The 24,984-nt window shown below is 64.0% G+C and carries 20 protein-coding genes; 9 read left to right on the top strand and 11 right to left on the bottom strand.

Going from position 1 to position 24,984, the window contains the following annotated elements:
• Positions 1 to 44: 44 nt before the first annotated feature.
• Genes DC366_RS12775 through DC366_RS12765 form a run of 3 tightly spaced genes read left to right on the top strand, consistent with a single transcriptional unit; the run spans position 45 to position 4,974 of the window.
• Entirely contained in the window at positions 45 to 1,112 is a 1,068-nt protein-coding gene (locus DC366_RS12775; protein ID WP_108692608.1) for an HlyD family secretion protein, read from the top strand.
• Entirely contained in the window at positions 1,109 to 3,856 is a 2,748-nt protein-coding gene (gene rbbA / locus DC366_RS12770) for a ribosome-associated ATPase/putative transporter RbbA (protein WP_207768711.1), read from the top strand. Before DC366_RS12775 ends, rbbA begins: the two co-directional genes overlap by 4 nt.
• Positions 3,857 to 3,861: 5 nt before the next feature.
• A complete protein-coding gene (locus DC366_RS12765) occupies positions 3,862 to 4,974 on the top strand; it encodes an ABC transporter permease (protein WP_108692606.1) in 1,113 nt (370 codons plus the stop codon).
• Positions 4,975 to 5,109: 135 nt separating this feature from the next.
• On the opposite strand, the gene DC366_RS12760 is transcribed toward DC366_RS12765, so the two are convergent.
• Positions 5,110 to 5,595: a flavodoxin family protein gene (locus DC366_RS12760; RefSeq protein ID WP_108692722.1), complete on the bottom strand. Its 486-nt coding sequence runs from the start codon at positions 5,593 to 5,595 to the stop codon at positions 5,110 to 5,112.
• Positions 5,596 to 5,902: 307 nt separating this feature from the next.
• On the opposite strand from DC366_RS12760, the gene DC366_RS12755 reads away from it, so the two are divergent.
• The 5 genes from DC366_RS12755 to DC366_RS12735 all read left to right on the top strand — a co-directional run bounded on the left by DC366_RS12755 (position 5,903) and on the right by DC366_RS12735 (position 10,561).
• Positions 5,903 to 6,652 (top strand): ABC transporter ATP-binding protein, encoded by a 750-nt coding sequence (locus DC366_RS12755; RefSeq protein ID WP_108692721.1) that lies wholly within the window; start codon positions 5,903 to 5,905, stop codon positions 6,650 to 6,652.
• A complete protein-coding gene (locus DC366_RS12750) occupies positions 6,645 to 7,364 on the top strand; it encodes an ABC transporter ATP-binding protein (RefSeq protein WP_108692605.1) in 720 nt (239 codons plus the stop codon). The genes DC366_RS12755 and DC366_RS12750 overlap by 8 nt, the downstream gene beginning before the upstream one ends.
• 48 nt (positions 7,365 to 7,412) lie before the next feature.
• Positions 7,413 to 8,609: an ABC transporter substrate-binding protein gene (locus DC366_RS12745; RefSeq protein ID WP_108692720.1), complete on the top strand. Its 1,197-nt coding sequence runs from the start codon at positions 7,413 to 7,415 to the stop codon at positions 8,607 to 8,609.
• A 78-nt stretch (positions 8,610 to 8,687) separates the two neighbouring features.
• Positions 8,688 to 9,575 carry a branched-chain amino acid ABC transporter permease gene (locus DC366_RS12740; protein WP_108692604.1) on the top strand — a complete coding sequence of 296 codons (888 nt, stop codon included), beginning with the start codon at positions 8,688 to 8,690 and terminating at the stop codon, positions 9,573 to 9,575.
• Positions 9,575 to 10,561 carry a branched-chain amino acid ABC transporter permease gene (locus DC366_RS12735; protein WP_108692719.1) on the top strand — a complete coding sequence of 329 codons (987 nt, stop codon included), beginning with the start codon at positions 9,575 to 9,577 and terminating at the stop codon, positions 10,559 to 10,561. The genes DC366_RS12740 and DC366_RS12735 overlap by 1 nt, the downstream gene beginning before the upstream one ends.
• Before the next feature lie 183 nt (positions 10,562 to 10,744).
• Here DC366_RS12735 and DC366_RS12730 read toward each other — a convergent pair whose 3' ends face one another.
• The 5 genes from DC366_RS12730 to DC366_RS12710 all read right to left on the bottom strand — a co-directional run bounded on the left by DC366_RS12730 (position 10,745) and on the right by DC366_RS12710 (position 15,158).
• On the bottom strand, positions 10,745 to 11,695 hold the full coding sequence (locus DC366_RS12730) for a GumC domain-containing protein (protein WP_243405123.1): 951 nt from the start codon (positions 11,693 to 11,695) through the stop codon (positions 10,745 to 10,747).
• On the bottom strand, positions 11,692 to 12,222 hold the full coding sequence (locus DC366_RS12725; protein ID WP_207768710.1) for a winged helix DNA-binding protein: 531 nt from the start codon (positions 12,220 to 12,222) through the stop codon (positions 11,692 to 11,694). The genes DC366_RS12730 and DC366_RS12725 overlap by 4 nt, the downstream gene beginning before the upstream one ends.
• On the bottom strand, positions 12,219 to 13,523 hold the full coding sequence (locus tag DC366_RS12720) for a TRAP transporter large permease (protein WP_108692603.1): 1,305 nt from the start codon (positions 13,521 to 13,523) through the stop codon (positions 12,219 to 12,221). The genes DC366_RS12725 and DC366_RS12720 overlap by 4 nt, the downstream gene beginning before the upstream one ends.
• Positions 13,523 to 14,089, bottom strand: a complete 567-nt coding sequence (locus tag DC366_RS12715; RefSeq protein WP_108692602.1) for a TRAP transporter small permease — start codon at positions 14,087 to 14,089, stop codon at positions 13,523 to 13,525. Before DC366_RS12715 ends, DC366_RS12720 begins: the two co-directional genes overlap by 1 nt.
• Before the next feature lie 73 nt (positions 14,090 to 14,162).
• Entirely contained in the window at positions 14,163 to 15,158 is a 996-nt protein-coding gene (locus DC366_RS12710; protein WP_243405122.1) for a TRAP transporter substrate-binding protein, read from the bottom strand.
• 172 nt (positions 15,159 to 15,330) lie between these two features.
• On the opposite strand from DC366_RS12710, the gene DC366_RS12705 reads away from it, so the two are divergent.
• Positions 15,331 to 18,963 (top strand): hydantoinase B/oxoprolinase family protein, encoded by a 3,633-nt coding sequence (locus DC366_RS12705; protein WP_243405121.1) that lies wholly within the window; start codon positions 15,331 to 15,333, stop codon positions 18,961 to 18,963.
• Between the two features lie 177 nt (positions 18,964 to 19,140).
• Here the strand turns inward: DC366_RS12705 and DC366_RS12700 are convergent, their stop codons facing one another.
• The 5 genes from DC366_RS12700 to speB are packed head-to-tail and all read right to left on the bottom strand — an operon-like array spanning position 19,141 to position 24,923.
• Complete coding sequence (locus DC366_RS12700; protein ID WP_108692600.1) at positions 19,141 to 20,607, bottom strand: aldehyde dehydrogenase family protein; 1,467 nt, start codon at positions 20,605 to 20,607, stop codon at positions 19,141 to 19,143.
• On the bottom strand, positions 20,601 to 22,193 hold the full coding sequence (locus DC366_RS12695) for a 5-guanidino-2-oxopentanoate decarboxylase (protein WP_108692599.1): 1,593 nt from the start codon (positions 22,191 to 22,193) through the stop codon (positions 20,601 to 20,603). The genes DC366_RS12700 and DC366_RS12695 overlap by 7 nt, the downstream gene beginning before the upstream one ends.
• 4 nt (positions 22,194 to 22,197) lie before the next feature.
• A complete protein-coding gene (locus DC366_RS12690; RefSeq protein ID WP_108692598.1) occupies positions 22,198 to 22,614 on the bottom strand; it encodes a universal stress protein in 417 nt (138 codons plus the stop codon).
• 12 nt (positions 22,615 to 22,626) lie between these two features.
• The gene (locus DC366_RS12685) at positions 22,627 to 24,003 is read right to left on the bottom strand and encodes a YjiH family protein (RefSeq protein WP_108692597.1); all 1,377 of its coding nucleotides are present in this window, start codon (positions 24,001 to 24,003) and stop codon (positions 22,627 to 22,629) included.
• Positions 24,000 to 24,923, bottom strand: coding sequence for an agmatinase (gene speB / locus DC366_RS12680; protein WP_243405120.1), 924 nt, complete (start codon positions 24,921 to 24,923; stop codon positions 24,000 to 24,002). The genes DC366_RS12685 and speB overlap by 4 nt, the downstream gene beginning before the upstream one ends.
• Positions 24,924 to 24,984: the final 61 nt, after the last annotated feature.

Raw genomic sequence — 24,984 nt, 5'->3', positions numbered from 1 at the left:
GCGGCTTGTCATGGGCGCGCGCGACTTTGACCGGGGAATTGGGAATGTCGAAATCGAATATCAGAAAATTTGCCCCTGTGATCGTTCTGGTCGCGCTGGTTGTCGGATATCTTGGATGGACGCAATTGCAGGCGCCCGATCTGCCGGAGGGCTTTGCCGCCGCGAATGGCCGGATCGAGGCGACCGAGATCGACATCGCCGCGCTGACCGGTGGCCGCATCGCCGAGATCACCGCAGCCGAGGGTGATTTCGTCAGCCAGGGCGATGTGCTGGTGCAGATGGATGTCGTTCAGCTCAATGCCCAGCGCCGTCAGGCAGAGGCGCAGCTGAGGCGCGCCAAGATCGGTGTCGAGACGGCGAACGCATTGGTCGCGCAGGCAGAAGCGCAGGAGCGCGCATCCGTCGCCGGTGTCGAACAGGCGCAGGCAGTGGCGGACGCCGCCGCGCAGCGCTATGCCCGCTCGGCCCAGCTGGCCGAGTCGAGCACCATCTCGCAGCAGGTGCTGGACGATGATCAGGCCCGCGACCGTCAGGCCAAGGCCGGAGTGGCCTCCGCCGAGGCCTCCAAAGCCGCCGCAGAGGCCGGCATCAGCAGCGCCAAGGCGCAGGTGGTCGATGCCGAGGCCGCGATCGAGGCGGCCAAGGCGTCCATCGACGTGATCAGCGCCACCATCGACGACGCCACGCTCACCGCGCCCCGCGACGGGCGCATCCAGTACCTGATCGCGCAGGAGGGTGAAATCGTCGGCTCCGGCGGGCGCATCCTCAGCCTTGTGGATCTGGGCGATGTCTACATGACGGTATTCCTGCCGACCTCGCAGGCGGGCCGGGTGCAGGCCGGCGCCGAGGTGCGTCTGGTGATGGACGCGGCGCAGGAATTCGTGATTCCCGCCACCGTGTCCTATGTCGCGGATGTGGCGCAATTCACCCCAAAGACGGTCGAGACCGCCGATGAGCGCGAAAAACTGATGTTCCGCGTCCGCGCCCGGATCGAACCGGAACTGCTGATGCGGTATATCGAGCACGTGAAGACGGGCCTGCCCGGCATGGCCTATATCCGGCTGGACGCGGATGCCGAATGGCCGGAATCGCTCGCCAATGTAGTGAAATGACCGGGGATCGCGCGCCGGTCGCCGGTGTTCGCAACCTCACCCTGCGTTATGGCAACGTCACGGCGCTTGATGATGTGACGCTGGACATTCCCGCCGGGCGCATGGTCGGGCTGATCGGTCCCGATGGTGTGGGCAAATCCAGCCTCTTGTCGCTGCTGGCCGGGGCGCGGGTGATCCAAGAGGGCGAGGTGCATGCGCTGGGCGGCGATATGCGCGACGCGGCGCATCGCCGCCATGTTGGCCCGCGCATCGCCTATATGCCGCAGGGTCTGGGCAAGAACCTCTATCCGACGCTGTCGGTGCAGGAGAACCTCGATTTCTTCGGCAGCCTGTTCGGCCATGACAAGGCCGAGCGCGCGCGGCGCAGCACGGACCTTCTGGGCGCGACCGGCATGCTGCCCTTCCGCGACCGCCCCGCCGCCAAGCTGTCGGGCGGCATGAAGCAGAAGCTGGGCCTCTGCTGCGCGCTGATCCATGACCCCGATTTCCTGATCCTGGACGAGCCGACAACCGGCGTCGACCCGCTGGCGCGGCGCCAGTTCTGGGATCTGATCGCACGCATCAGCGGCGAGCGCCCGCAGATGAGCGTGATCACCGCCACCGCCTATATGGAGGAGGCGGCGGATTTCGATTGGTTGGTGGCGATGAATGCGGGCCGCGTACTGGCCGCGGATACGCCGGGGGCGCTGCTGGCGCAGACCGGGGCAAAGACGCTGGACGATGCCTTCATCGCGCTGCTGCCCGAGGAGGATCGCGGCGAGGACGCGACCCTTGTGATCCCGCCCTATCAGGGCGGCAATGACGAGATCGCCATCGAGGCCGAGGGCCTGACCAGACGGTTCGGCGACTTCACCGCCGTTGACAACGTCTCCTTCCGCATCCGGCGCGGCGAGATTTTCGGGTTTCTCGGCTCGAACGGCTGCGGCAAGACCGTGACCATGAAGATGCTGACCGGCCTGCTGGAGCCCAGCGAAGGCCATGCCAAGCTGTTCGGCCACGAGGTTGACGCACGCAACCTTGCCGTGCGCCGGCGCGTGGGGTTCATGTCGCAGGCGTTCTCGCTCTATTCCGAGCTGACGGTTTTGCAGAACCTTGAGTTGCATGCGCGCCTCTTCTCGATGGAGGAGGCCGCGATCCCCGCCCGCGTGCAGGCGATGATCGACCGTTTTGGCCTTGGAGACGTGATCCACAGCATGCCCGAGGCGCTGCCTCTGGGCATTCGCCAGCGCCTGTCGCTGGCGGTTGCAATGATCCATGGGCCGGAAATCCTGATCCTGGACGAGCCGACATCGGGCGTCGATCCGGTGGCGCGCAACGGATTCTGGCGCAGTCTGGCGGAATTGTCGCGCAATGACGGGGTGACGATCTTCGTCTCGACCCATTTCATGAACGAGGCCGAATGGTGCGACCGGATCAGCCTGATGCATGCGGGACGTGTCATGGTTACCGGCACGGCCAGGGAGATCGCCGCATCCAAAGGGCATGATACGCTGGAAGCGGCCTTTATCGAATATCTGGAAGAGGCCATCAGCGAGGACGAGGCCGCCCCCGCGCCGGAGGCCGCTGCGCAGGCCCTGCCCGAGACCGTCGCAGATGCCACGCCCGGCGCGCCCTCGCGCTTCAGCCTGCGCCGCCTGCTCAGCTATTCGCAGCTGGAGGCGCTGCAACTGCGGCGCGATCCCATCCGGCTTGCAATGGCGCTGATCGGCAGCCTGCTGCTGATGATCGTGATCTGCTTCGGCATCAACATGGATGTCGAGGATCTGTCCTTTGCCGCGATTGACCGCGACCAGACCACCACCAGCCGCGATTATATCGAGAATATCGCCGGATCGCGCTATTTCACCGAACGGCCGCCGCTGACTGATTACGACGATCTGGACGCGCAGATGCGTGCGGGCAAGATCAGCCTCGCCATCGAGATCCCGCCCGGTTTTGCCGCCGATATCGCGCGGGGCCGCGATGTGGAGGTCGGCGCGTGGTATGACGGCGCCGCGCCGCAGCGCGCCACCACCGTTCAGGGATATGTCCAAGGGATGCATGCCGACTGGATCCGGCGCCACATCCGCGAGACCTTTGGCCCGGCCGCACTGATCGGCGATTTCGAACTGGTCACGCGCTATCGCTATAACCCCGACGTGCGCTCGATCATTGCCATCGTGCCGGCGGTGATCCCGATCCTGCTGCTGATCATTCCGGCGATGTTGACGACGCTTTCGGTCGCGCGGGAACGCGAACTGGGCTCGATCATCAATTTCTATGTCACGCCGGTGACGCGGTTCGAATTCCTGATCGGCAAGCAGCTGCCCTATATCGCCATCGGAATGCTGAACTTCTTTCTGATGATGGCCATGGCGCGGATATTGTTCGGCGTGCCCTTCAGTGGCAGTTTGGCGGCCTTTACCCTCGCCGCGCTGATCTATGTCATCGCCACGACCGCGCTCGGCTTTCTGGTGTCGGTGTTCATCGCCAGCCAGGTCGCGGCGCTTTTTGCCACCGCGCTGCTGACGCTGATCCCGGCGATCTCCTACGCCGGTTTGATTGACCCGGTGGCGTCGCTGGCCGGTTTCGGTCGGCTCATCGGGACGGTTTATCCGACGACATGGTTCATCACAGTGGCGCGCGGCGCCTTTTCCAAGGCTTTCGGTCTGGCCGAGATGATCCAGCCGATGCTGGCCATGGGCCTTGCGGTGCCGGTGATCCTGGGCGTCGCCATGCTCTTTCTCAAGAAACAGGCGAGGTAGCGCCCGTGAATTTCAAGAATATCTGGAATCTCGGCCTCAAGGAGTTGCGCGGCCTGCTGCGTGATCCGGTCATGCTGATCCTGATCGTCTATTCTTTCAGCCTGTCGATCTGGACCTCCTCCAACGCCGCGCCCGAGGCGCTGGCCAAGGCCACGATCTCGATCGTGGACGAGGACCAGTCGCACCTGTCCTCGCGCATCAAATCGGCCTTCTACCTGCCCTACTTCCTGCCGCCGAACATGATCACCACGGACGAGATGGACGCGCGCATGGATGCGGGGATTGATACATTCGCGCTGAACATTCCGCCCGATTTCGAACGTGACGTTCTGGCAGGCAAGGCACCCGCGATGCAGTTGAACGTCGATGCGACGCGGATGAGCCAGGCGTTCACCGGCAACGGCTATATCGAGCAGATCGTCAATGCCGAGGTGTCGGAATATGTCGCCGGGCGAAGGGCGCCTCCCGCGCTCCCCGTGGGGCTGGCCCTGCGGGCGCGCTATAACCCGTCGCTGGATCCGGTCTGGTTCGGCGCGATCACCAGTGTGATGCAGTCGATCACCATGCTGTCGCTGGTCCTGACCGGTGCCGCGCTGATCCGCGAAAAGGAGCATGGCACGGTCGAGCATCTTCTGGTCATGCCGGTGACGGCGGGTGAAATCATGCTGTCCAAGATCTGGTCGATGGGCGGGGTCGTGCTGCTGGCCTCGGCGTTTTCGCTGGCGGTGGTGGTGCAAGGGGTGATGGCGGTGCCGATCGCCGGATCGCTGCCGCTGTTTCTGGCCGGTTCGGTGCTGATGCTGTTCGCGATGACGGCGATGGGCGTCTATCTGGCAACCGTGGCGGGCACCATGCCGCAATTCGCGCTGCTGATGATGCTGGTCCTGCTGCCGCTGCAAGTGCTGTCCGGGGCGCTGACCCCGCGCGAATCCATGCCCGAGATCATCCAGACCCTGATGCTGGCCGCGCCGAACACGCATTTCGTGATGATGTCGCAAAGCATCCTGTTTCGCGGTGCCGGAATCGCAACGGTCTGGCCGCAATTCCTGGCGCTGGCGATCATCGGAACGGTGCTGTTCATGCTGGCGTTGCGACGCTTCCGGGGCTTCCTGCGGTAAGGCCGCGCGTGCCGTAGCGCATGGCATGTGGACCGCCGCGATGCGCCTCCGCTGCAGCGAGGTGGAGGCACGGCCGGGATGGCCGATGACGGCGCGGGCATGGATGACGCAATTGGTTACGAGTCCATAGCCTCGTCAAAACGCGCCGATACTCAGCCCTGCACCCATCGCCGCGCCAAGGTCGCGACAAAGGGCAAGCTGTTCTTCGGGGATCGTCTTCTCGGCCAGAATCTCGTCGGGTGTCTGCGCGTGGGTGCAAATGATCAATGGCGGCTGAACGTCCTTCAGCCGCCAACCCTGGGCGATGCGCGCGGTCTGGCGGGCCGCGCTCTCTCCGTCCGAGCCGGCACATACCATCTGTGCGTATGGGCGCCCCTCGATACGTCCAAGGGCCGGATAATAGCTCCGGTCATAGAAATCCTTCATCACGCCCGCAATCGCGGCGAGGTTCTCCGGTGCGCAAAAGATGTAACCGTCTGCCCCCAGCAAATCTTCGGGACCGGCCTCTTGCGCGGTCTTTAAGACTGTCGTCACTTCTTCGCATGCCGCCGAACAGGCCGCTTCGGCCATCTGACGACTGCCACCCGTCTTGGAATGATAAACGATCAAAAGCTGCACCATCGCGTAATAGTCTAGGCCATCGATCGGGATACGCCAAATGAGTTCTATCTCGCAGCTTTTGGCCAAAGCGCCGCTGGCGTGGTGCGGGCATCGAAGCGCTTTCCACTTCAAAAAAGTAAGATTCTTAAAGTCTTGAACAGCGGCAGCTAGCATTCCACACATGAATAACCGGCGCGAATATCAAACAGTGCACCATCTATTTACTTTTCGAGACCATACGTTAGCGTGGAATTTCCCGCTCTGTACAAATTACCGACAGGCTTGAACGTCGGTGAGCAGCCGGGATGGAAAAAGGATGAAGGCCAATATGAGTATTGTGCTCGAGGCGCGCGGGCTTACCAAAGAGTTCAAAGGGTTCGTCGCGGTCAATGACGTCGATCTCAAGGTCGAAAAAGGCACGATTCACGCTTTGATCGGCCCCAACGGCGCTGGCAAGACTACCTTTTTCAACCTGTTGACCAAGTTTCTGCAACCGACTCGTGGAACAATCCACTACGAGGGTCGCGATATCACCCGCCTGCCCCCTGCGCAGATTGCCCGGCTGGGCATGGTGCGTTCGTTCCAGATATCGGCGGTGTTCCCTGACTTGACCGTGCTTCAGAATGTGCGCGTCGCGCTTCAACGCAAACGCGGCGAGAGCTTTGATTTCTGGCGCTCTGAGAAATCGCTGACGCGCTTTGACGATGCGGCCCGCGAACGTATCGAGGAGGTCGGCCTGTCCGAATTCGTCCATCATCGCGCCGCCGAATTATCCTATGGCCGCAAGCGCGCGCTGGAAATCGCGGCGACGCTGGCGCTTGAGCCTGAAATGCTGCTGCTGGACGAGCCGATGGCCGGCATGGCGCAGGAAGATATTGAGCGTATTTCGGCGCTGATCAAGCGCGTGGCGAAAAACCGCACGATCCTGATGGTCGAGCATAACCTGTCGGTCGTCGCCAACCTGTCAGACCGGATCACTGTCCTCGCGCGCGGCGAGGTTCTGGCCGAGGGCGATTATGATGAGGTATCCAAATCGCCCGAGGTGATCGAGGCCTATATCGGAGCGGGCTATGACTGAAACCGCAACCAAATCCGCGCTTTTGCGCGTCGAGCGTCTGCATGGCTGGTACGGGGAAAGCCATGTGCTGCACGGTGTCGATTTCGAAGTGAACACCGGCGAGGTCGTCACGCTTCTGGGCCGAAACGGCGCGGGCAAGACATCGACCCTGCTGGCGATCATGGGGATGTTGCCGCGGCGCGAGGGGTCGGTCCGGTTTGGCGAGACCGAAACCATCGCGATGCAGTCGCGCCATATCGCAAGGCTCGGCATCGCGATCTGTCCCGAAGAACGCGGCATTTTCTCGTCCCTCAATGTCGATGAAAACCTGATGCTGCCGCCGCGCATCGCCGATGGCGGTCTGAGCGTCGAGCGGATTTTCGATCTTTTCCCCAACCTCAAGGAACGTCGGCGCAGCCAGGGAACAAAACTGTCGGGCGGCGAGCAGCAGATGCTGGCCATCGCGCGGATCCTGCGCACCGGCTCCAGGCTTTTGCTGCTGGACGAGCCGACAGAGGGTCTCGCCCCCGTCATCGTCCAGCATATCGGCCGCACCATCCAGAAACTCAAGAAAGAAGGGTTCACCATCGTGCTGGTCGAGCAGAATTTCCGCTTTGCCGCATCGGTGGCCGACCGGCACTATGTGGTCGAGCAGGGCCGCGTCATCGACATGATCCAGAATGCGGATCTGGACGCGAACACGGGCAAGTTGCAGGCTTATCTAGGTGTGTGAAGATCGACCAACCGGCGCAACATGCGTCACATCAAGGAGGAGAATGTCATGATGAAGAAGCTGGCACTGACAACGGCGCTCGGCGCGCTGGTCGCGGGGGCGGGATACGCCCAGGGGATCGACGTCAAGCTGGGCGTGCTGAACGACCGTTCGGGCGTCTACGCGGACCTTTCCGGCGAAGGCTCGGTCGTGGCCGCGCGTATGGCGGTCGAGGATTTCAAAGCCGCTGACAAGGGCCTGAATGTCGAGATCATCTCGGCCGACCACCAGAACAAGCCCGATATCGGGTCGAGCATCGCAAACCGGTGGTATGACGAAGAGGGCGTGAACGCGATCCTCGACGTGCCGACCTCGTCCGTGGCGCTGGCAGTGGCCGACATCACCGCCGAAAAGAACGGCGTCCTGATCGATTCCGGCGCCGGGTCGACCGCCCTCACCCGCGAGCAGTGCCGTCCGACGACGATCCACTGGACATATGACACCGCCGCGCTGGCCAACGGCACGGGCGCCGCGATGACAAATGCGGGCGGCAAGAAGTGGTTCTTTCTGACCGCTGACTATGCCTTTGGCCATTCGCTTCAGGAAAACACCGCGGCCGTCGTCGAAGAGAATGGCGGCGAAGTCCTGGGCACAGTCGACGTGCCCTTCCCGGCGAATGATTTCTCGTCCTTCCTGCTTCAGGCGCAGGGCAGCGGCGCGGATGTGATCGGGCTGGCCAATGCGGGCGGCGACACGGTCAACGCCATCAAGCAGGCGTCGGAATTCGGCATCACGCAGGCCGGGCAGAAGCTGGCGGCGCTCCTGTTCTTCGTCACCGACGTCCACGCGCTGGGGGCGCAGACGGCGCAGGGCCTGTCACTGACCGAGGCATTCTACTGGGACCAGAACGACACAACGCGCGCGTGGTCCAAGCGCTTCATGGACACGCATGGCGCGCAGCCGACGATGGTGCAGGCCGGGGTCTATTCCGGCACGATGGCCTATCTGGCTGCGGTCGAGGCCGTGGGCAGCACCGACGGCAAGGCCGTTGCGGCCAAGATGAAGGAGACCGAGATCGACGATCCGCTCTTTGGCAAGGTCACGGTGCGCGGTGACGGCCGCGCGATCCACGACATGTACCTGTTCGAAGTGAAGTCACCGGACCAGTCGACAGGCGAGTGGGATCTGTACAATCAGATCTCCACAATCAGTGGCGAGGATGCGTTCCTGCCGATGCTGGATGAGTGCGACTTTACCAAGCAGTAAAAACAAGACCTGCCGCCTGCCGGGACATCCCCGGTGGGCGGCGCATAACGACACACGACAACGCATCGGAACTTTGCCATGTTCGAGCTCTTGGGAATATCGCCGCAGGTTCTTCTGGGCCAGCTGTTGCTGGGGCTGATCAACGGGTCGTTCTATGCGGTTCTGTCGCTGGGGCTGGCGGTGATCTTCGGTCTGCTCAACATCATCAATTTCGCGCATGGCGCGCTTTATATGGCGGGTGCATTCGTCGCGTGGATGCTGCTGCATTATCTGGGCATCGGATACTGGCCGTCCCTGATCCTGGCGCCGCTGATTGTCGGCGCCTTCGGGATCGTGCTGGAACGCACGATGCTGTCGCGTCTCTATCACCTCGATCACCTTTACGGGCTGCTGCTGACCTTCGGGCTTGCGCTGATCATCCAGGGGCTGTTTCGCCATTACTACGGCGTGTCGGGCCTGCCCTACCGGATACCGGATATTTTGTCGGGCGGGCACAATCTGGGCTTTATGTTCTTGCCGAATTATCGCGCCTGGGTGGTCGTGGCATCGGTTCTGGTCTGCTTTGGCACTTGGTTCACGATTGAAAAAACGCGGCTTGGCGCCTATTTGCGCGCCGCCACGGAAAACCCTGCGCTGGTCAGCGCCTTCGGGATCAACGTCCCGCTTCTGATCATGCTGACATACGGATTTGGCGTCGCGCTGGCGGGCTTTGCCGGCGTGCTGGCGGCGCCAATCTATTCGGTGAACCCCAACATGGGCGCCGACCTGATCATCGTTGTCTTTGCGGTGGTCGTGATCGGCGGCATGGGCTCGATCCTGGGCGCGATCGTGACCGGCTACATGCTGGGCATCATCGAGGGGCTGACGCGGGTGTTCTACCCGGAAGGGTCGGCTGTGGTGATCTTTGTCATCATGGCGATCGTGCTATTGATAAAGCCCGAAGGGCTGTTCGGGAGGACCGCATGATGGCTGCGCAAGATACCGATACCGACACCATTGCCGCAGCGCCCGTTCCGCAGGCCGCAGGGATGCCCATGCTGCACAAGGTGATCTTTATCGTACTTCTGATCTTCTTGGCCGGGCTGCCTTTCATGGTCTATCCGATCTTCGCGATGAAGGTGATGTGTTTTGCCCTCTTCGCTGCGGCGTTCAACCTGCTGCTTGGCTTCGGCGGGCTGCTGTCATTCGGGCATGCCGCCTATTTCGGCGGGGCCAGCTATGTTGCCGCCCATGCCGCCAAGGTCTGGGGCCTGACGCCCGAACTGTCAGTGCTGTGCGGCACGGCGGCGGCGGCCTTTCTGGGGCTGGTGATCGGCGGGCTGTCGATCCGCAGGCAGGGTATCTACTTTGCCATGGTGACGCTGGCCTTTGCGCAGATGGTCTATTTCTTTGCCCTGCAAGTCCCCTTTACGGGCGGCGAGGACGGTATCCAGTCGGTGCCGCGCGGCGATCTGTTTGGGCTTATTTCGCTGGAAAACAACATTGCACTCTATTTCTTCGTGCTTGCCGTGACCTTTGGGGGCATCCTCTTTCTCTATCGCATCGTCCATTCGCCCTTTGGCCAGGTACTGAAGGCGATCCGCGAGAACGAGCCGCGCGCGATTTCGCTGGGCTACAACGTCAATCGTTACAAGCTGATGGTGTTCGTGCTATCGGCCACCTTCGCCGGGCTGGCCGGGGCCACGAAAAGCCAGGTATTCCAGCTGGCCTCGCTGACGGACGTGCACTGGATGATGTCGGGCGAGGTGGTGCTGATGACGCTGCTGGGCGGAATGGGCACGATCTTTGGCCCGCTGGTGGGCGGCGCGCTGATCGTGACGATGCAGAACTACCTTGCGACGTTCGGCGCATGGGTGACAGTGATCCAAGGGGTGATTTTTGTGATCGGCGTCCTGCTATTCCGTGAAGGTATTGTCGGCGTCATTTCGCGTTGGCTCAAGCGTCCGCTTTGAATTCGGAATGGAGAATCGATGGTGCAGGGTGATTTTCTCATCCAACCGTTTCGTGAGTGTCGAATCACGTAATTTGGTCACCCCCAAGGGGCCTGTGAGTGCTGGGCTACCACCCTGTAGACACCGTTTTTGCATGAGGCTTTGCGCTTTGGGAGCAGGCCCGCCCGCCATTTTCACTTTTCTCTAGGTATCGCGACCTCCATACCGCTGCCGAAGGGTGGCGAGCAGGCGCGGCAAGATCAGCGGCGTGAGATACATGGGCACCTGATAACATCCCACGAAAAGCAGCAGCTGCGTCACCATCTCGGGCGGCAACGCGGCCAGAAAGATCGCGAGGTTGCGATTGCCGGCGGCGATTGCCAGGGCACTCGCCTCCGGCGCAGGAAGCGCGAGGCGTGAGCTGTGCCAGACTGCAATGGCCGGGCCGAGGTTGAGCGCGAAAGCCAGCGCCACGAGTGTCGGCAGCGCCATGTCCAGCGCCAGGATGGCCGGCCCCACTGCCGCCATCAGGCCGATCACGACAAGCGCCATGGATAGCGCCAGCGCGCCGTCGATCGCGGTGACCGCGGCCTGTCGGCGAAGCTGCGGCATTGCTGCATGCAGCGCAAACGCCGATCCGCCCGCCAGCGCAATCACGACCAGCAGGCGCGCGGCGCCGAGGGCGACGGCCCCCATGTCGGGGAAAATCGGCAGAAGCGCAAACACCGGGACGGCCGTCAGTGGCAGCAGCGCGGTGCCGAGGACCAGTTGCCGCAATGCCGCTGCGGGATCTGCGCCGCTCATCAGCGCGAGGCCGGGCGCTCCGGTGATCGGCGCGCCCGCCAGCACCAGCACGGTGCCGAGCCCGCCCGCCGTGTGCAGCAGGCCCGCCCAGGTCAGCAGACCTGCGGCGACCAACGGGGCGACCAGTTGCAAGATCAGCGTCAGCCCCAGCGCGCGAGGCAGCGCAGCGCGGCGCGGAATGGCCGCGCGGGGACCGATCCGCAGCGCTGCAAAGAACAGCAAAAGCGCGATCAACGGCACGATCGCGCCCGCCATGGCGCGGGCCAGTCCGGGCAATGCGATGCCGATGACCAGACCGGCGATCAGCAGCCAGCGACCGTGGCGCGCGCACCAGCGCAGCGCGCGGATCACAGCGCCGCGGCTGCTCGTGCCGCCTGATCGTAGCTGCCCGAAAGCGTGCGCAGCAGCGCCGAGAGCCTTGAGATCTCGACCGGGTCGATCCCGGCGGCCTTGGCGCCGCGCACCAGCAGCGCCTCGCGTATTTCCGCGTAGCGGGCACATAGTCCGGCGCCTTCGTCGGTGATGGCGACGGTCTTTTCCTTGGCCTTGCGCCCTGTTTCGACCAATCCGCGTTCGGCTAGCTTGCGCAGCGCATAATTGACCAGATGCGTGTCTTCGATGTTCAGCATCAGGCAGATATCGGCCAGGGTTTTTGGGCGGCCCCGATGACGGACCAGATGCAGGATGAGCACCTCAAGCGGTGACATGCCCGAGGCGCCTGCCGCGGTCATGCAGCGGGTGATCCAGCGTTGAAAGGCGTGGTTCGCCATGGTCACGGCGAATTCCAGTTCGGACAGCTCCGGCAGGCCCGATGCAGCCAGATGCGCCGAACTGACGACGGGGCCGATGGGCGAAATATCGCGGCGTTCTTCGCTCATCGGTTCAGCATCGTTCCCGGCAGCCAAAGGGCGATCTGCGGGAAGACCGACAGGATCGCCAGGGCCAGAACCAGAAGGCCGAAGAAGGGCGCCGCATAGCGCGCGATGGTAAAGATATCGCGCCCCGTGATCGTTTGCAGCACGAAGAGGTTGAAGCCGACGGGCGGGGTGATCTGGCTCATCTCGACCACGAGCACGAGGAAGATGCCGAACCATATCGGATCGATCCCCGCCGCCATGACCATCGGCAGGATGATCGACACGGTCAGCACCACGATCGAGATCCCGTCCAGGAACATGCCCATGATGATGAAAAACACCGTCAGCGCCGCCAGCAGCGCATAGGGCGACAGATCCATCGCGCCGATCCACGCCGCCAACTGCCGCGGGATGCCGGTATAGCCCATGGCCACGGTCAGAAATGCCGCCCCGGCAAGGATGAAGGAGATCATGCAGGTCGTGATCGTGGCCGCACGCAGCGAATCCCAGACGCCGCGCAGGCTCAGCGCGCGCGTCGTCCATGCCAGCAGCAGCGCGCCCGCCACGCCGATGACCGCCGCCTCGGTCGGGCTGGCGATGCCGGCATAGATCGAGCCGATGACCGCCACGATCAGCACCAGCACCGGCAGAAGCTTCGTGGCCGCGCGGAAGGCTGCGCCAAGCGACGTGGCCGGTTCCGGTGCGGGCATCCGGCCGCGGTTCAGCAGCGCCCAGAGCATGATGTATCCCGAAAAGAGCGCCGCCAGCATCAGCCCCGGCACCACCCCGGCCAGAAAGAGGCGGGCGATGGATTGCTCGGTCGCGGCACCATAGACGATCAGGATGATCGACGGCGGGATGAGAAACCCGAAGGTGCCCGACCCGGCCAGCGTGCCGATGATCATGCGGTCGTCATAGCCGCGCGCGCCCAGTTCGGGGACGGACATGCGCCCCACCGTCGCGGTCGTCGCCGCCGACGATCCCGAGACGGCGGCGAAAAGCGCACAGGCCATCACGTTGACATGCAAAAGCCCCCCCGGAAGCCGCGTCGTAAAGGGCGACAGCCCCGAGAACATGTCGGATGACAGCCGCGAGCGGACAAGGATCTCGCCCATCCAGATGAACATCGGCAGCGCGGTCAGATCCCAGACGGTCAGCCCGCCCCAGACCTTGGTGGCAAAGACCAGCGACGCGGGCGCCGGCGCCGACGTCACCATGGCCAGAAGCCCGACCGCGATCAGCGCGAACCCGACCCAGAGTCCGGCGGCGAGGGTCGCGAACAAGGCAAGGACAAGCAGCGGGGCGAGGATGGCAATCTCCATCAGCGGGGCTCCTCGCGCCCGGTCTCGGCCATCTCGGTCTCGGCGAGATCGAAATCGGGTTGGTGCCCCATGATCAGCTGCCACGTGGCCTGCACGAGCGCCAGCGCCAGCAGGCCCAGCCCCAGCGTCATTGCCCCCTGCGGCCACCAGAGCGGCACCTTGACCATGCCGAAGCTGACAGTGCCGAAGGCGTAGCTGTCCCATGTCTGAAGCAAACTGGACCACGTGGCGAAGGCGGCAAGCGCGGTCCCCCCGGCAGCCACCAGCGCGCCCAGCCAGCGCGCGGGGCCGGGCGGCATGGCGCCGATCAGCAACGTGACGCGCACATGCCCGCCTGCGCGCAAGGTGCCCGCCATGCCCAGAAACACGGCGGAGATAAAGAGGAATCCGCCGATCTCGGCGAGCGAGGGGATGGTCAGTCCCGGCGGCGCCATGTCCAGCGCCCGCGCGGCCCGGTCGATAAGCCGCCCGGCGATCTGCACCAGCACCAGAACGGCAATGGCGGCGAAGAAGGCGGCGGCCAGCGCCAGCGCGCCATCATGCACGCGGTTTATGAAACGGCGCATCACGCTTCCCCTCAGGATATGCTACATGCCTCGGGCGGGCGCAGGGCGGAGTGCCGCCCGGCGCCGCCGCGGATCACTTCAGCGACGCGCGATAATCCTCGACGACCTGCGCCCCCTCGTCGCCGGCCTCGGCGAGCCATTCATCGGTCATGGTCTGGCCGATATCGGACAATTGCTGCGCGAGTTCGTCACTGGGTTCGGAAACGGTCATGCCGTTTTCCTTGAGCGTCGCGATCTTCTCGTCGGTCTCGGCACGGCTCATTTCCCAGCCGCGCGTCTCGGCGGCCTTGGCGGCCTCCATCAGCGCGCTCTGCTGCTCTTCGGGCAGCCCTTCGAGGGCGGCGGTGTTCACGATGACCATGTTCTTGGGCAACCACGCCTGCGTGTCGGTGTAATGATTGGTGAAATCCCAAGCCTGGCTCGATACGCCGGTCGAGGGGGAGGTGATCATCGCGGCGACGCGCCCCGTCGAAAAGGCGGTCGGAATATCGCCGGTCTCCAGCTGGGTCGGGACCGCGCCCATCAGCTGCGCCAGACGTTCGGTGGCCGTATTGTAGGCCCGGAAATTCGCGCCCTCCAGATCGGCGGTCGAGCTGATCGGATCCTTGGTATAGATGCTCTGCCCCGGCCACGGCACGGCATAGAGCAGCGTCAGACCCTGATCGGCCAGCTTCTGCGTGACGACCTCGCGCGACGCCTGCCAGAGCGCGCGGGATTCGTCGTAGTTGCTGGCAAGGAACGGCACGGAATCGATGCCAAAGATCGGATCCTCGTTGGCCAGCCGGGACATCAGCACCTCGCCGATAGGCGCAAGGCCGCGGCGCACCGAATCCTTGATTTCAGGATGGCCGAAAAGCGATCCGGCCGAATGAACCGTGATGGTCAGCCCGCCATCGGTGGCGGCCGACACGTCCTCGGCTAATTGCTGGATGTTCTGGGTGTGGAACACGCTGTCGCCATAGGGCGTTGGCATGTCCCAGTCCGCTGCGAGGGCCGGCAGCGCGAAGGCGGCGGCAGCGACCGCGCCGGTCAGCGCAGTGGCAAAAGGTCGTGCAAGGTGAAAGTTCATCGCGGGGTTCCCTGTCATTTGCGGGCAGACATCAGGCAGCGACCGGCCCCCGTCCACCCTTGGGCACCGATCATGTCAGGTTGACGAGACAATGTTAATTTGTCAACAATTTGTCATCGTGTCGCACCACAGGGTGCGCATCAGGGGGCTGCATCACATGGAAGGAAACGGGATGGCGATGAACGCCGACGCAGGACGCTGGGATTTCTGGATCGACCGTGGCGGCACCTTTACCGATCTGATCGGGCGGGCGCCGGATGGCACCCTGTCGGCGAAAAAGCTGCTGTCGATGAACCCCGAATCCTACGAGGATGCAGCCATCGAGGGAATCCGGCGGCTGTTGGACGTGCCGGGCGCCATCCCGCCCGAGCGTGTCGGAACCGTGCGCATGGGCACGACGGTCGCGACCAACGCGCTGCTCGAACGCAAGGGCGACCGAACATTGCTGCTGATTACCAAGGGCTTCCGCGACGCGCTGCGCATCGCCTATCAGGACCGGCCCGACATCTTTGCCAAGGAAATCCTGCTGCCCGAAATGCTCTATGACCGGGTGATCGAGGTCGACGAACGTGTGCGCACCGATGGCACGGTGGAACGCGCGCTTGACGTCGAAACGGTCGCCGACGCGCTGGCCGAGGCGAAGGCCGCCGGCATCGACGCAGTCGCCATCGTGCTGATGCATTCCTGGACAGCCCCCGCGCATGAGCTGGCGCTGGAGCAGGCCGCGCGCGAGGCGGGCTTCGGGCAGGTGTCGGTCAGCCACGAGGTGTCGCCGCTGATCAAGCTGGTGGGGCGCGGCGATACCACGGTGGTGGATGCCTATCTGACGCCGATCCTGTCGCGCTATGTCCAGCGTGTCGCCGATGCGCTGGGCGCCACCCCGCCGGACGAGGAGGGGCCAACGCTTCAGTTCATGATGTCCTCTGGCGGGCTGACCGCCGCGGACCGTTTCAAGGGGCGCGATGCGATCCTTTCCGGCCCGGCGGGCGGCGTGGTGGGCATGGCGCGCACCGGGCAGATCGTCGGCCACGACCGGGTGATCGGCTTTGACATGGGCGGCACCTCGACGGATGTGGCGCATTTTCACGGCGCGTTCGAGCGCACGTTTGAAACGCAGGTCGCCGGCGTGCGGATGCGCGCGCCGATGCTTCAGCTGCACACCGTCGCCGCCGGGGGCGGCTCGATCCTGCATGCCGATCCGGGGCGGTTCCGCGTCGGACCCGACAGCGCGGGCGCCGATCCGGGCCCGGCCTGCTACCGGCGCGGCGGGCCGCTGACCGTGACGGATGTGAACGTGATGCTGGGCAAGCTGAGCCCCGACTGGTTCCCCGCCATCTTCGGCGAGGGGCAGGACCAGCCGCTGGACCGCGATACCGTTGCGGCGCAATTCGGCGAGATCGCCGCGCGCGAGGGCAAGGCCCCCGAGGCCGTTGCCGAAGGCTTCCTGCGCATCGCGGTCGAGAACATGGCCAACGCCATCAAGAAGATCAGCGTGCAGCGCGGCTATGACGTGACGCGCTACCTGCTCAACGCGTTCGGCGGCGCGGGCGGACAGCATGCCTGCCTTGTTGCCGACGCGCTGGGGATGGAGCGTGTGCTGATCCATCCGCTTTCGGGCCTCCTGTCGGCCTATGGCATCGGCCTTGCCCGCGTGACGGAGGCGCGCCAGAGGGGGCTTGAGGTGGCTCTGGACCCGGACGGAACCCAGCCGGTCGATGAGGCGCTGGACCAACTGGCGGGCGACGTGCGCGCAGCCCTACGCGCGCAGGGCGTGAGCGATGACGACATGAGTTTCGAGCGGCGGCTTCACCTGCGCTACGCCGGCACCGACACGGCGCTGCCGATCGCATGGGATGGCGACGCAGCCAAGGCGCGTAAGGCTTTCGAGACAGCGCATGAGGCCGAGTTCGGCTTTGCCGACCCGGATGCAAGGATCGTCATCGAGTCGGCCGAGATCGAGGGCCAGGCCGCCGATCCGGCCGCCGATCCCGAACCGCAGGCCGCGCCGGAGCGCGCCGAGGCCGAGACAGCCGCAACCGTGCCGGTCTTTTCGGGCGGCCAATGGCATGACGCCGCCGTGGTGCGCCGCGAGGCGCTGACGCCGGGCCGCTACATCGCTGGCCCCGCGCTGGTGATCGAGGCGAACCAGACCGTCGTTGTCGAACCCGGCTGGACCGCCGAGGTCAGCGCGCATGACCACATCGTCATGACCCGCAGCGAGGCCGCGCGGCGTGACAATGCGGTTGGGACCGAGGCCGATCCGGTATTGCTGGAAGTCTTCAACAACCTCTTCATGAACATCGCCGAGCAGATGGGCGTCGCGCTTCAGAAAACCGCGCGCTCGGTCAACATCAAGGAACGGCTGGATTTTTCTTGCGCGGTGTTTGATGCAGACGGCGCGCTGGTTGCCAACGCGCCGCATATGCCGGTGCATCTGGGGTCCATGGATCGCAGCGTGGAAACGGTGATCCGCCTCAACAAGGGGCAAATTCGCCCCGGCGATGTCTATGCGCTGAACGCGCCTTATAATGGCGGCACGCACCTGCCCGACATCACCGTTGTCACGCCGGTCTTCGACGACAAGGAGACGCAGATCCTGTTCTGGGCCGCCTCGCGCGGGCATCATGCGGATGTGGGCGGCATCGCCCCCGGCTCGATGACGCCGCGCGCCACAAAGGTGGACGAAGAGGGCGTTCTGATCGACAATTTCAAGCTGGTCGAGAACGGGCGGTTCCGCGACGGGCCGCTGCGCGAGCTGCTGACCGACCACCCCTATCCCTGCCGCAACCCGGACGAGAATACCGCCGACCTCAAGGCACAGGTCGCCGCCAACGCGCGCGGCGTGGCCGAGCTGCGCCGCATGATCGCGGATTTCGGGCTGGAGGTCGTGCAGGCCTATATGGGCCATGTGCAGGACAACGCCGCCGCCGAGGTTGCCCGCGTGATCGGGCGGCTCAAGGATGGCGAATATGTCTATCCCACCGATACCGGGCAGGAAATCCGCGTCAAGCTGACCGTGGACCGCGAGGCGGGCGAGGCGACGGTCGATTTCACCGGAACGTCCGACGTGCAGGGCAACAACTTCAACGCGCCCGAGCCTGTGACGCGGGCTGCCGTTCTCTATGTCTTTCGCGTGATGGTCGAGGCGGACATTCCGATGAACGCCGGCTGCCTGCGCCCCGTGAAGATCATCGTGCCCAAGGGCTGCATGCTGTCGCCGGAATACCCTGCCGCCGTTGTCGCAGGCAATGTCGAGACCAGCCAGCATGTGACCAACGCGCTGTTCGGGGCGCTGGGCGCGATGGCCAATTCGCAAGGGACCATGAACAACCTGACCTTCGGCAACGCCCGGCACCAGTATTACGAGACAATCTGCTCGGGCAGCCCGGCGGGGCAGATGAATGACGGATCCGGCTTTGCGGGGACAAGCGGCGTGCATGTCCACATGACCAACTCGCGCCTGACCGATCCCGAGATACTGGAGCTGCGCTATCCGGTGGTGCTGGAATCCTTCGGGATCGACGCCGGATCGGGGGGCAAGGGCAAATGGCGTGCGGGCGATGGCACGACGCGGCGCATCCGGTTCCTTGAGGATATGGATCTGGCGATCCTGTCGTCGCACCGCGGCCGCCCTCCGCAGGGCGTTGCGGGGGGCGAGGAAGGGCGCTGCGGGCGCACCGAAATTCATCGCGCGGATGGCACGGTGGACCGGCTGCAAGCCGCCGACCAGACCGAGATCCGCGCCGGCGATGCGGTGGTGGTGGTCACACCAACGGCCGGCGGCTTTGGCGAGGTCGAGCGTTAAAGCGTTTCGCGAAAAACCTGGATCACAGATTTTCGCGAAACGCCCGCGACATGTAAGCGTGGCGCGCGTTTCGCCTTTATCTGATGGCTCAGGTTAAAGGCGAAACGCCTTGGAGGGAGGGCGCAAGGAGGCATCGGGGCGCGGGCGGACACATCCGTATTTCATCGGGCGCGCAGGTCAGGCGCTCACATCCGCAGGCAAGGTGAGGTGCTTCTTCTCGCAATAGGAGCTCAATCCGGCGCGGCCCAGTTCGCGGCCGATTCCGCTGGCGCGAAACCCGCCCCACAGGCTGTCGGGAAGGATGATCTGAGGCGCGTTGACCCAGACATGTCCGGCATCGATACGCTCGCCCAAGCCGATTGCACGGTCGCGATCCCCGCTGACGACAGTCCCGACGAGGCCGAATGCCGTATCGTTGGCAAGCTTGATCGCTTCGCCGTCGTCCTTGAATCGGCGCACTGACAGGATCGGCCCGAACAGTTCATCGCGCCACAGAAAGCTGCTGCGATCCACATCATCGAAGATCGTGGGTTGCACGAAATACCCCGGTCGATCCGCAAGCAATTCACCGCCGGTCAGGCAGCGCACATTCTGCGATCGGGCGCGCTCCAGATGCCCGGCGATCTGGTCATATTGTGCCCCTGTCGTAATCGGCCCCATCTCGGCGCTTTCGGGATCGCCGATTTCCAGCGCTTCTGCCGCTGAGACCAGCGCGTCGAGAAGGTGGCCCGCGATAGCGTCTTCGACGATGAGGCGCGATGTCGCCGAACACATCTGCCCGCAATTGAAAAAGATGCCGCCGACAACCAGCTCGACGGCTTTTTCAAGATCCGCGTCAGCCGTCACGATGATCGGGGATTTGCCGCCAAGTTCGAGGGAGACGGGAACGGTGCGTTCTGCCGCCGCCGCCATCACCATCGCGCCGACCGCGTTTGATCCGGTGAATGACAATTTGCGGAAATGCGGGTCGGATGTCATCGCCTGCCCGGCCCCCGCAAGCCCGGTGACGATGTTCAGCACGCCGGGCGGCAGGCCGATATCCGCTGCAATATCGCCATAGACCAGTTCGGCCAGCGGTGTCATTTCGGACACTTTCAACACCGCAGTGCAACCTGCGGCCAGTGCGGGCGCCAGTTTCCATGCGCTGGTCACCAGCGGAAAATTCCACGGAACGATCATCCCGACCGGCCCTATGGGCACGTTGCGGCGTAATCCCGACCACTCCGGATCGCTCATGGATACCGGGCCCGAAACATCGTCCTGTTCGCGCGCCAGTTCCGCATAATACCGAAAGCAGGCCTCGGCATCCGACAGATCCATTTCGGCTTCGATCCGAGGCTTTCCGTTGTTGAGCATCTGCAGCGCCGTCAGATCCGCGCGCCGGGACGCGAGGCCATCGGCGATACCCGTCAGCAGCGCGCCCCGTTCTTCGCCGCTGCTGTGACGCCAGCCGTGGAAGGCGCGGTCCGCGGCCTTGGCCGCGGTTGCGATCTGCGCCGCCGAAGCGGTGCCGAGTGTGGCAAACCTCTTTTTGCGGCACGGATCGACAACTTCTATCGTTTCGTCGCCCTGTCCGACGTGCCACGCACCGTCGATGAACAGTGGACGGTCGCGGTCAGTGAGCTGTTCGGGGGCGCTCACCATGTCCGGGCTTTGGCATCGTCCAATTCGATCACCGTAGGACCGTCAGCGGCAAAGGCCGTTTTCAACGCCATGATCAGGGCATCCAGACTGTCAGCCTTCACGGCATTCGCACCAAACCCCTTGGTGATGGCCTGAAAATCAGGGGTGTAGATGTCGACACCGATCTGGGGGATCTGGCGCTCGGCCATGTAGGTCTTGATCTCGCCGTAACCCTGGTTGTTCCACAGCAGGATCGGCAGGGGCAGGCCCAGCTCGACCGCGGTGGCCAGCTCGGGCAGGGTGAACTGGAATGCGCCGTCGCCGATCAGCGACACCACCGGGCGATCCGGGCAGGCCAGCTTGGCCCCCGATGCGGCGGGCAAGCCATATCCCAAAGTGCCGAAGCCGGTGGAGGAGTTGAAATAAGATCGCGGCTGCGGCGCGTCATAGGTCATGTTGGCGCCATAGACAGGCTGCGTGGAATCGCCCGCGACGATCAGGCCGGGGAATTCCCCGGCCAGACGGGTCAGGATGCGGCCATGGGCGGCATAGGCAGGATCAACATCTTCCAGCGCGGCGCGGCGCAGCCTATCGGCGCGGCTGGCGCCGTCATGCAATGCCGGCCCCTTCAGCGCCTCGGCGAGGGCGGTGGCCGCGGCGCCCGCGTCCGACACGATCCCAAGCGTTGGCGCGGCGTTGCGCGTCAGTTGTTCGGCCTCGATGTCTATGCGGATCAGGGCGCCGTCGATCTGCGGGTAGCCCCCCATGAGCAGCGTGTCTGTCTCGCCCAGCTCGGTCCCGATGGCGAGCACGACATCGGCCGCGGCAAGTTCGTCAAGGACAGGAGGCTGCGGCAGCAGGCTGCCGATCAGCAGCGGATGATCCGGTGGCAGAATGCCCTTGGCGTTGATGGTCGGCACCACGGGCGCGCCCAGAATATCGGCCAGCCGCCGGATCGCCTCGGGCGCGCCGGATGCGCCGCCGCCCACGATCATCAGCGGGCGCTTGGCGCCGCGCAGCATGTCGGCGGCCCGGCCGATGGCCGCCGCATCGGGCGCAGGGCGGCAAGGCACGGAAGGCCCAAGTTGCAGATCGCCAGCTTCGGCCACGATCACGTCGAGGGGCAGCTCGATATGAACCGGGCGGGGCCGCGCGCTGTTGAAGGTGGCCGCCGCGCGGTTCAGCACCGCGGGCAGATCGGCGGGCGACATCACCGTATGGCTCCACGCGGCGACGCCCTCGGCGGTGGCCGACTGATCCTTCAGCTCGTGCAGGCGGCCCTCGCCGCGGCCGATCTCGTCCCGGTTGAGGACCGACGAGATGACCAGCATCGGGATGCTGTCGGCATAGGCCTGTCCCATCGCGGTGGTGATATTGGTCATGCCGGGCCCGGAGATGATGAAACAGGCCGCCGGGCGCCCCGAGACGCGGGCATAGCCATCGGCCATGAACCCCGCCCCCTGTTCGTGGCGCGGCGTGATGTGGCGCAGCTTGGTCGCGGGCAATCCGCGATAAAGCTCCACAGTGTGGACGCCGGGAATACCGAACACCGTGTCGATCCCCATATCCTGCAGCAATCGCGGCAACACTTCACCTAATGTCGGCATATTTTCAGGCCCTCACAACATGAACGGAACAGCGGGCGTGGTTGGCCACCCGCGACGCGACAGAGCCAAGAAGATAGGCGGTTCTATCTCTTGAACGCGCGTTGATTACGATAAGTGTCGCGCCGGTCTCGGCGGCGACGTCGATGATGCCCGGTGCAACCGGACCGTAGCGGACGATCTGGTCGGCCACCTCGAAGGGCGCTGCCGTCGCCACGTCGCCCAGCCGAATGGCGGCATGATCCATCATCGCCTTGATCATGCCCTTGGCGTCAACGGTGGTCGCCAGATAGATTTCGGGCACCACCGTCATCAGCACGACCTGCGCCCCGCGGCCGGCATGCTCGGCGACCTCGTCAAACATCCGGCTGCGATCATGATCAGAACTGACATCGACCGGGACAAGTACCGTTTCCTTGGACATATTGCTAATCCCTCAAAACACGACGTATTTGGCAAGAATGATCGCCAGCGGCGTCGCGATGATCGTGCGGATGACGAATATCATCGCCAGATGCCCGATATTCAGTCCCAGATTTGACCGCAGCAGGATCGCGCCGACCTCGGACATGTAGATCAACTGCGATACCGACAGAATGGCAACGAGGAAACGTGTCTCCTGGCTTTCGATGCTTTTGCCGATCAGGGCGGGCAGATACATGTCGGCAAAACCGACCACCAGCGACGGCGCTGCCGCCTTTGCCTCGGCCACGCCGGCCCATTCGAGGATGGGTACGAAAGGCAGGGACAGCCATTGAAAAACGGGTGTGTATTCCACCATGATCAGCGCAATCATGGCGATGGCGACCGTGGCGGGCACCAGCGAGAACCACATGAAGACGAGGTTCTCAAAGCCGTTCTTGATGAATTCCACGAAATTGGGAGCGGTGCGCGCGCGCTCAAGGCCCAGCCGCGTGCCTGCCTGAATCAGGGTCTCGCCCTCGTGCACCGTGTCATCGACATGGTTCGACGTGCCGGGTTTATGACTGCTCGGCATCCATGACAGTGGCGGGATGCGCGGCAGGATCAGCGCACAGACAAAGCCGATGGCGAACACGCAGCCATAGAAGGCAAAGAACACATCCGACAGGCCGACCAATTTGGCGATGACATAGCAAAACGGGATCGACACGATGGAAAACGTCGTGGCGACGGTCGCCGCTTCGCGGGTGGTATAGACCCCCTTGTCATATTGCTGGACCGTCAGCATCACGCCCAGCGGCGCCGCGCCCAGCCACGAGGCCAACCCGTCAATGGCCGAACGCCCCGGCAACCGAAAGAGGAACCGGAACGCCCGCGACAGCAAGGCACCGACAAACTCCATGAAACCATAATCGGACAGCAGCGGCAGGCCGAATGACGCCAGCGCGAACAGCGCCAGCAGATTGACCATCAGCGATCCGACCACCGTCCCGCCGGTTGCGCCCGACGTGATCCATTCCGGCCCCATCCCGGTGGTATAAAGCACCGTAAACACCGCCCCCAGGCAGCGCAGCAGAACCCAGACCGCGCTGGTGCGGAAATACTGGACCATGAGGGGCGTCTTGGGGGTGCCGGGGCCATAACTATACCACAGCGTCAGAAGGCCCGATGTGACAGTCACCGCAACCAGCGTCCATTTCAGAAGAGCGGCGAAATTCGCGTTCAACCAGTCAATCGCCACGCCAAAGGGGATGGTCCACGTCTCGGGGCCCGGGACCGGCATCAGGAACAGTGCCGCACCAAGGACGGACGGGATGATGAACTTCAGCCAGTTGGCCCTGGTGGGATCCCCGGAATCGGAAGGCGTATCCCTGGGATCCACATCGCTCATGAACCGTCTCCTTTGCCCTGCGCCTTGGGCAGCACGCACAGCATTTCATACAGCAGGTTCGCCGCGATCAGCGCAGTCGTTCCGGCCTGATCGTAGGGCGGCGACACCTCGACCAGATCGCCGCCGACCAGATTGAGCCCCGCGGCCCCGCGGATGATCTCAAGCGCTTGATGAGTGGTCAGCCCGCCCACCTCCAGCGTGCCGGTGCCGGGCGCGATGCCCGGATCCAGGCTGTCGATGTCATAGCTCAGATAGACGGGGCCGTCGCCCATCTGCTCGCGCACTTCCTTCATCAGCGGGCTCAGCGATTTGTGCCAGCATTCCTCGGCCTGAACCACGCGGAACCCCTGCTCGCGCGGCCAGTCAAAATCATCGTCGGAATAGCCGGTGCCGCGCAGGCCGATTTGAATGACGCGGCTGCAATCAAGCAGCCCCTCCTCAACGGCGCGGCGGAAGGGCGTGCCATGCGCGATATCACGGCCGAACATCTGCGGGTTCACATCTGCATGGGCATCGACATGGATCAGGCCCACCGGCCCGTGTTTCTTGGCCATCGCCCGCAAAACCGGCAGGGCAAGCGTGTGATCCCCGCCCAGCCCCAGCGGCACGGCGCCATGCGACAGGATGTCGTCATACGCGGCCTCGATGATCGCGACGCTGTCCAGCAGATCGAAAGGATTCGTGGCAATGTCGCCGATATCGGCCACCTGCATCCAGTCGAAGGGGGAGACCTTGGTCCACATGTTATAGGGGCGCAACATGGTCGATTCCGCCCGGATCTGACGCGGACCGAACCGCGTGCCGGAACGATGAGACGTCCCGATATCCATCGGAATACCCACGAAACAGGCGTCCAGCCCTTCGGCGCTGGTAGCGGACGGAAGACGCATCATGGTGCCCGGCCCGGCGAAGCGGGGCATGTCGTTTCCGGACATTGGTTGATTGAACATCATAAGTCTCCGGCTTTTTCACGGGATAGTT

It is taken from the genome of Pelagivirga sediminicola, from assembly GCF_003072125.1.
Taxonomy (GTDB): domain Bacteria; phylum Pseudomonadota; class Alphaproteobacteria; order Rhodobacterales; family Rhodobacteraceae; genus Roseovarius; species Roseovarius sediminicola.
This window is presented reverse-complemented; position numbering and strand designations above follow the sequence as displayed.

Bases quoted from the DNA above. Each gene is read 5' to 3' on its own strand.
- DC366_RS12745 (WP_108692720.1), top strand. From the start codon at position 7,413: ATGATGAAGAAGCTGGCACTGACAACGGCGCTCGGCGCGCTGGTCGCG.
- DC366_RS12740 (WP_108692604.1), top strand. From the start codon at position 8,688: ATGTTCGAGCTCTTGGGAATATCGCCGCAGGTTCTTCTGGGCCAGCTG.
- speB (WP_243405120.1), bottom strand. From the start codon at position 24,923: ATGCCCCGCTTCGCCGGGCCGGGCACCATGATGCGTCTTCCGTCCGCT.
- DC366_RS12760 (WP_108692722.1), bottom strand. From the start codon at position 5,595: ATGGTGCAGCTTTTGATCGTTTATCATTCCAAGACGGGTGGCAGTCGT.
- DC366_RS12775 (WP_108692608.1), top strand. From the start codon at position 45: ATGTCGAAATCGAATATCAGAAAATTTGCCCCTGTGATCGTTCTGGTC.
- DC366_RS12705 (WP_243405121.1), top strand. From the start codon at position 15,331: ATGGCGATGAACGCCGACGCAGGACGCTGGGATTTCTGGATCGACCGT.
- DC366_RS12695 (WP_108692599.1), bottom strand. From the start codon at position 22,193: ATGCCGACATTAGGTGAAGTGTTGCCGCGATTGCTGCAGGATATGGGG.
- DC366_RS12725 (WP_207768710.1), bottom strand. From the start codon at position 12,222: ATGAGCGAAGAACGCCGCGATATTTCGCCCATCGGCCCCGTCGTCAGT.
- rbbA (WP_207768711.1), top strand. From the start codon at position 1,109: ATGACCGGGGATCGCGCGCCGGTCGCCGGTGTTCGCAACCTCACCCTG.
- DC366_RS12755 (WP_108692721.1), top strand. From the start codon at position 5,903: ATGAGTATTGTGCTCGAGGCGCGCGGGCTTACCAAAGAGTTCAAAGGG.
- DC366_RS12685 (WP_108692597.1), bottom strand. From the start codon at position 24,003: ATGAGCGATGTGGATCCCAGGGATACGCCTTCCGATTCCGGGGATCCC.
- DC366_RS12700 (WP_108692600.1), bottom strand. From the start codon at position 20,607: ATGGTGAGCGCCCCCGAACAGCTCACTGACCGCGACCGTCCACTGTTC.
- DC366_RS12750 (WP_108692605.1), top strand. From the start codon at position 6,645: ATGACTGAAACCGCAACCAAATCCGCGCTTTTGCGCGTCGAGCGTCTG.
- DC366_RS12710 (WP_243405122.1), bottom strand. From the start codon at position 15,158: ATGAACTTTCACCTTGCACGACCTTTTGCCACTGCGCTGACCGGCGCG.
- DC366_RS12735 (WP_108692719.1), top strand. From the start codon at position 9,575: ATGGCTGCGCAAGATACCGATACCGACACCATTGCCGCAGCGCCCGTT.
- DC366_RS12720 (WP_108692603.1), bottom strand. From the start codon at position 13,523: ATGGAGATTGCCATCCTCGCCCCGCTGCTTGTCCTTGCCTTGTTCGCG.
- DC366_RS12690 (WP_108692598.1), bottom strand. From the start codon at position 22,614: ATGTCCAAGGAAACGGTACTTGTCCCGGTCGATGTCAGTTCTGATCAT.
- DC366_RS12715 (WP_108692602.1), bottom strand. From the start codon at position 14,089: ATGCGCCGTTTCATAAACCGCGTGCATGATGGCGCGCTGGCGCTGGCC.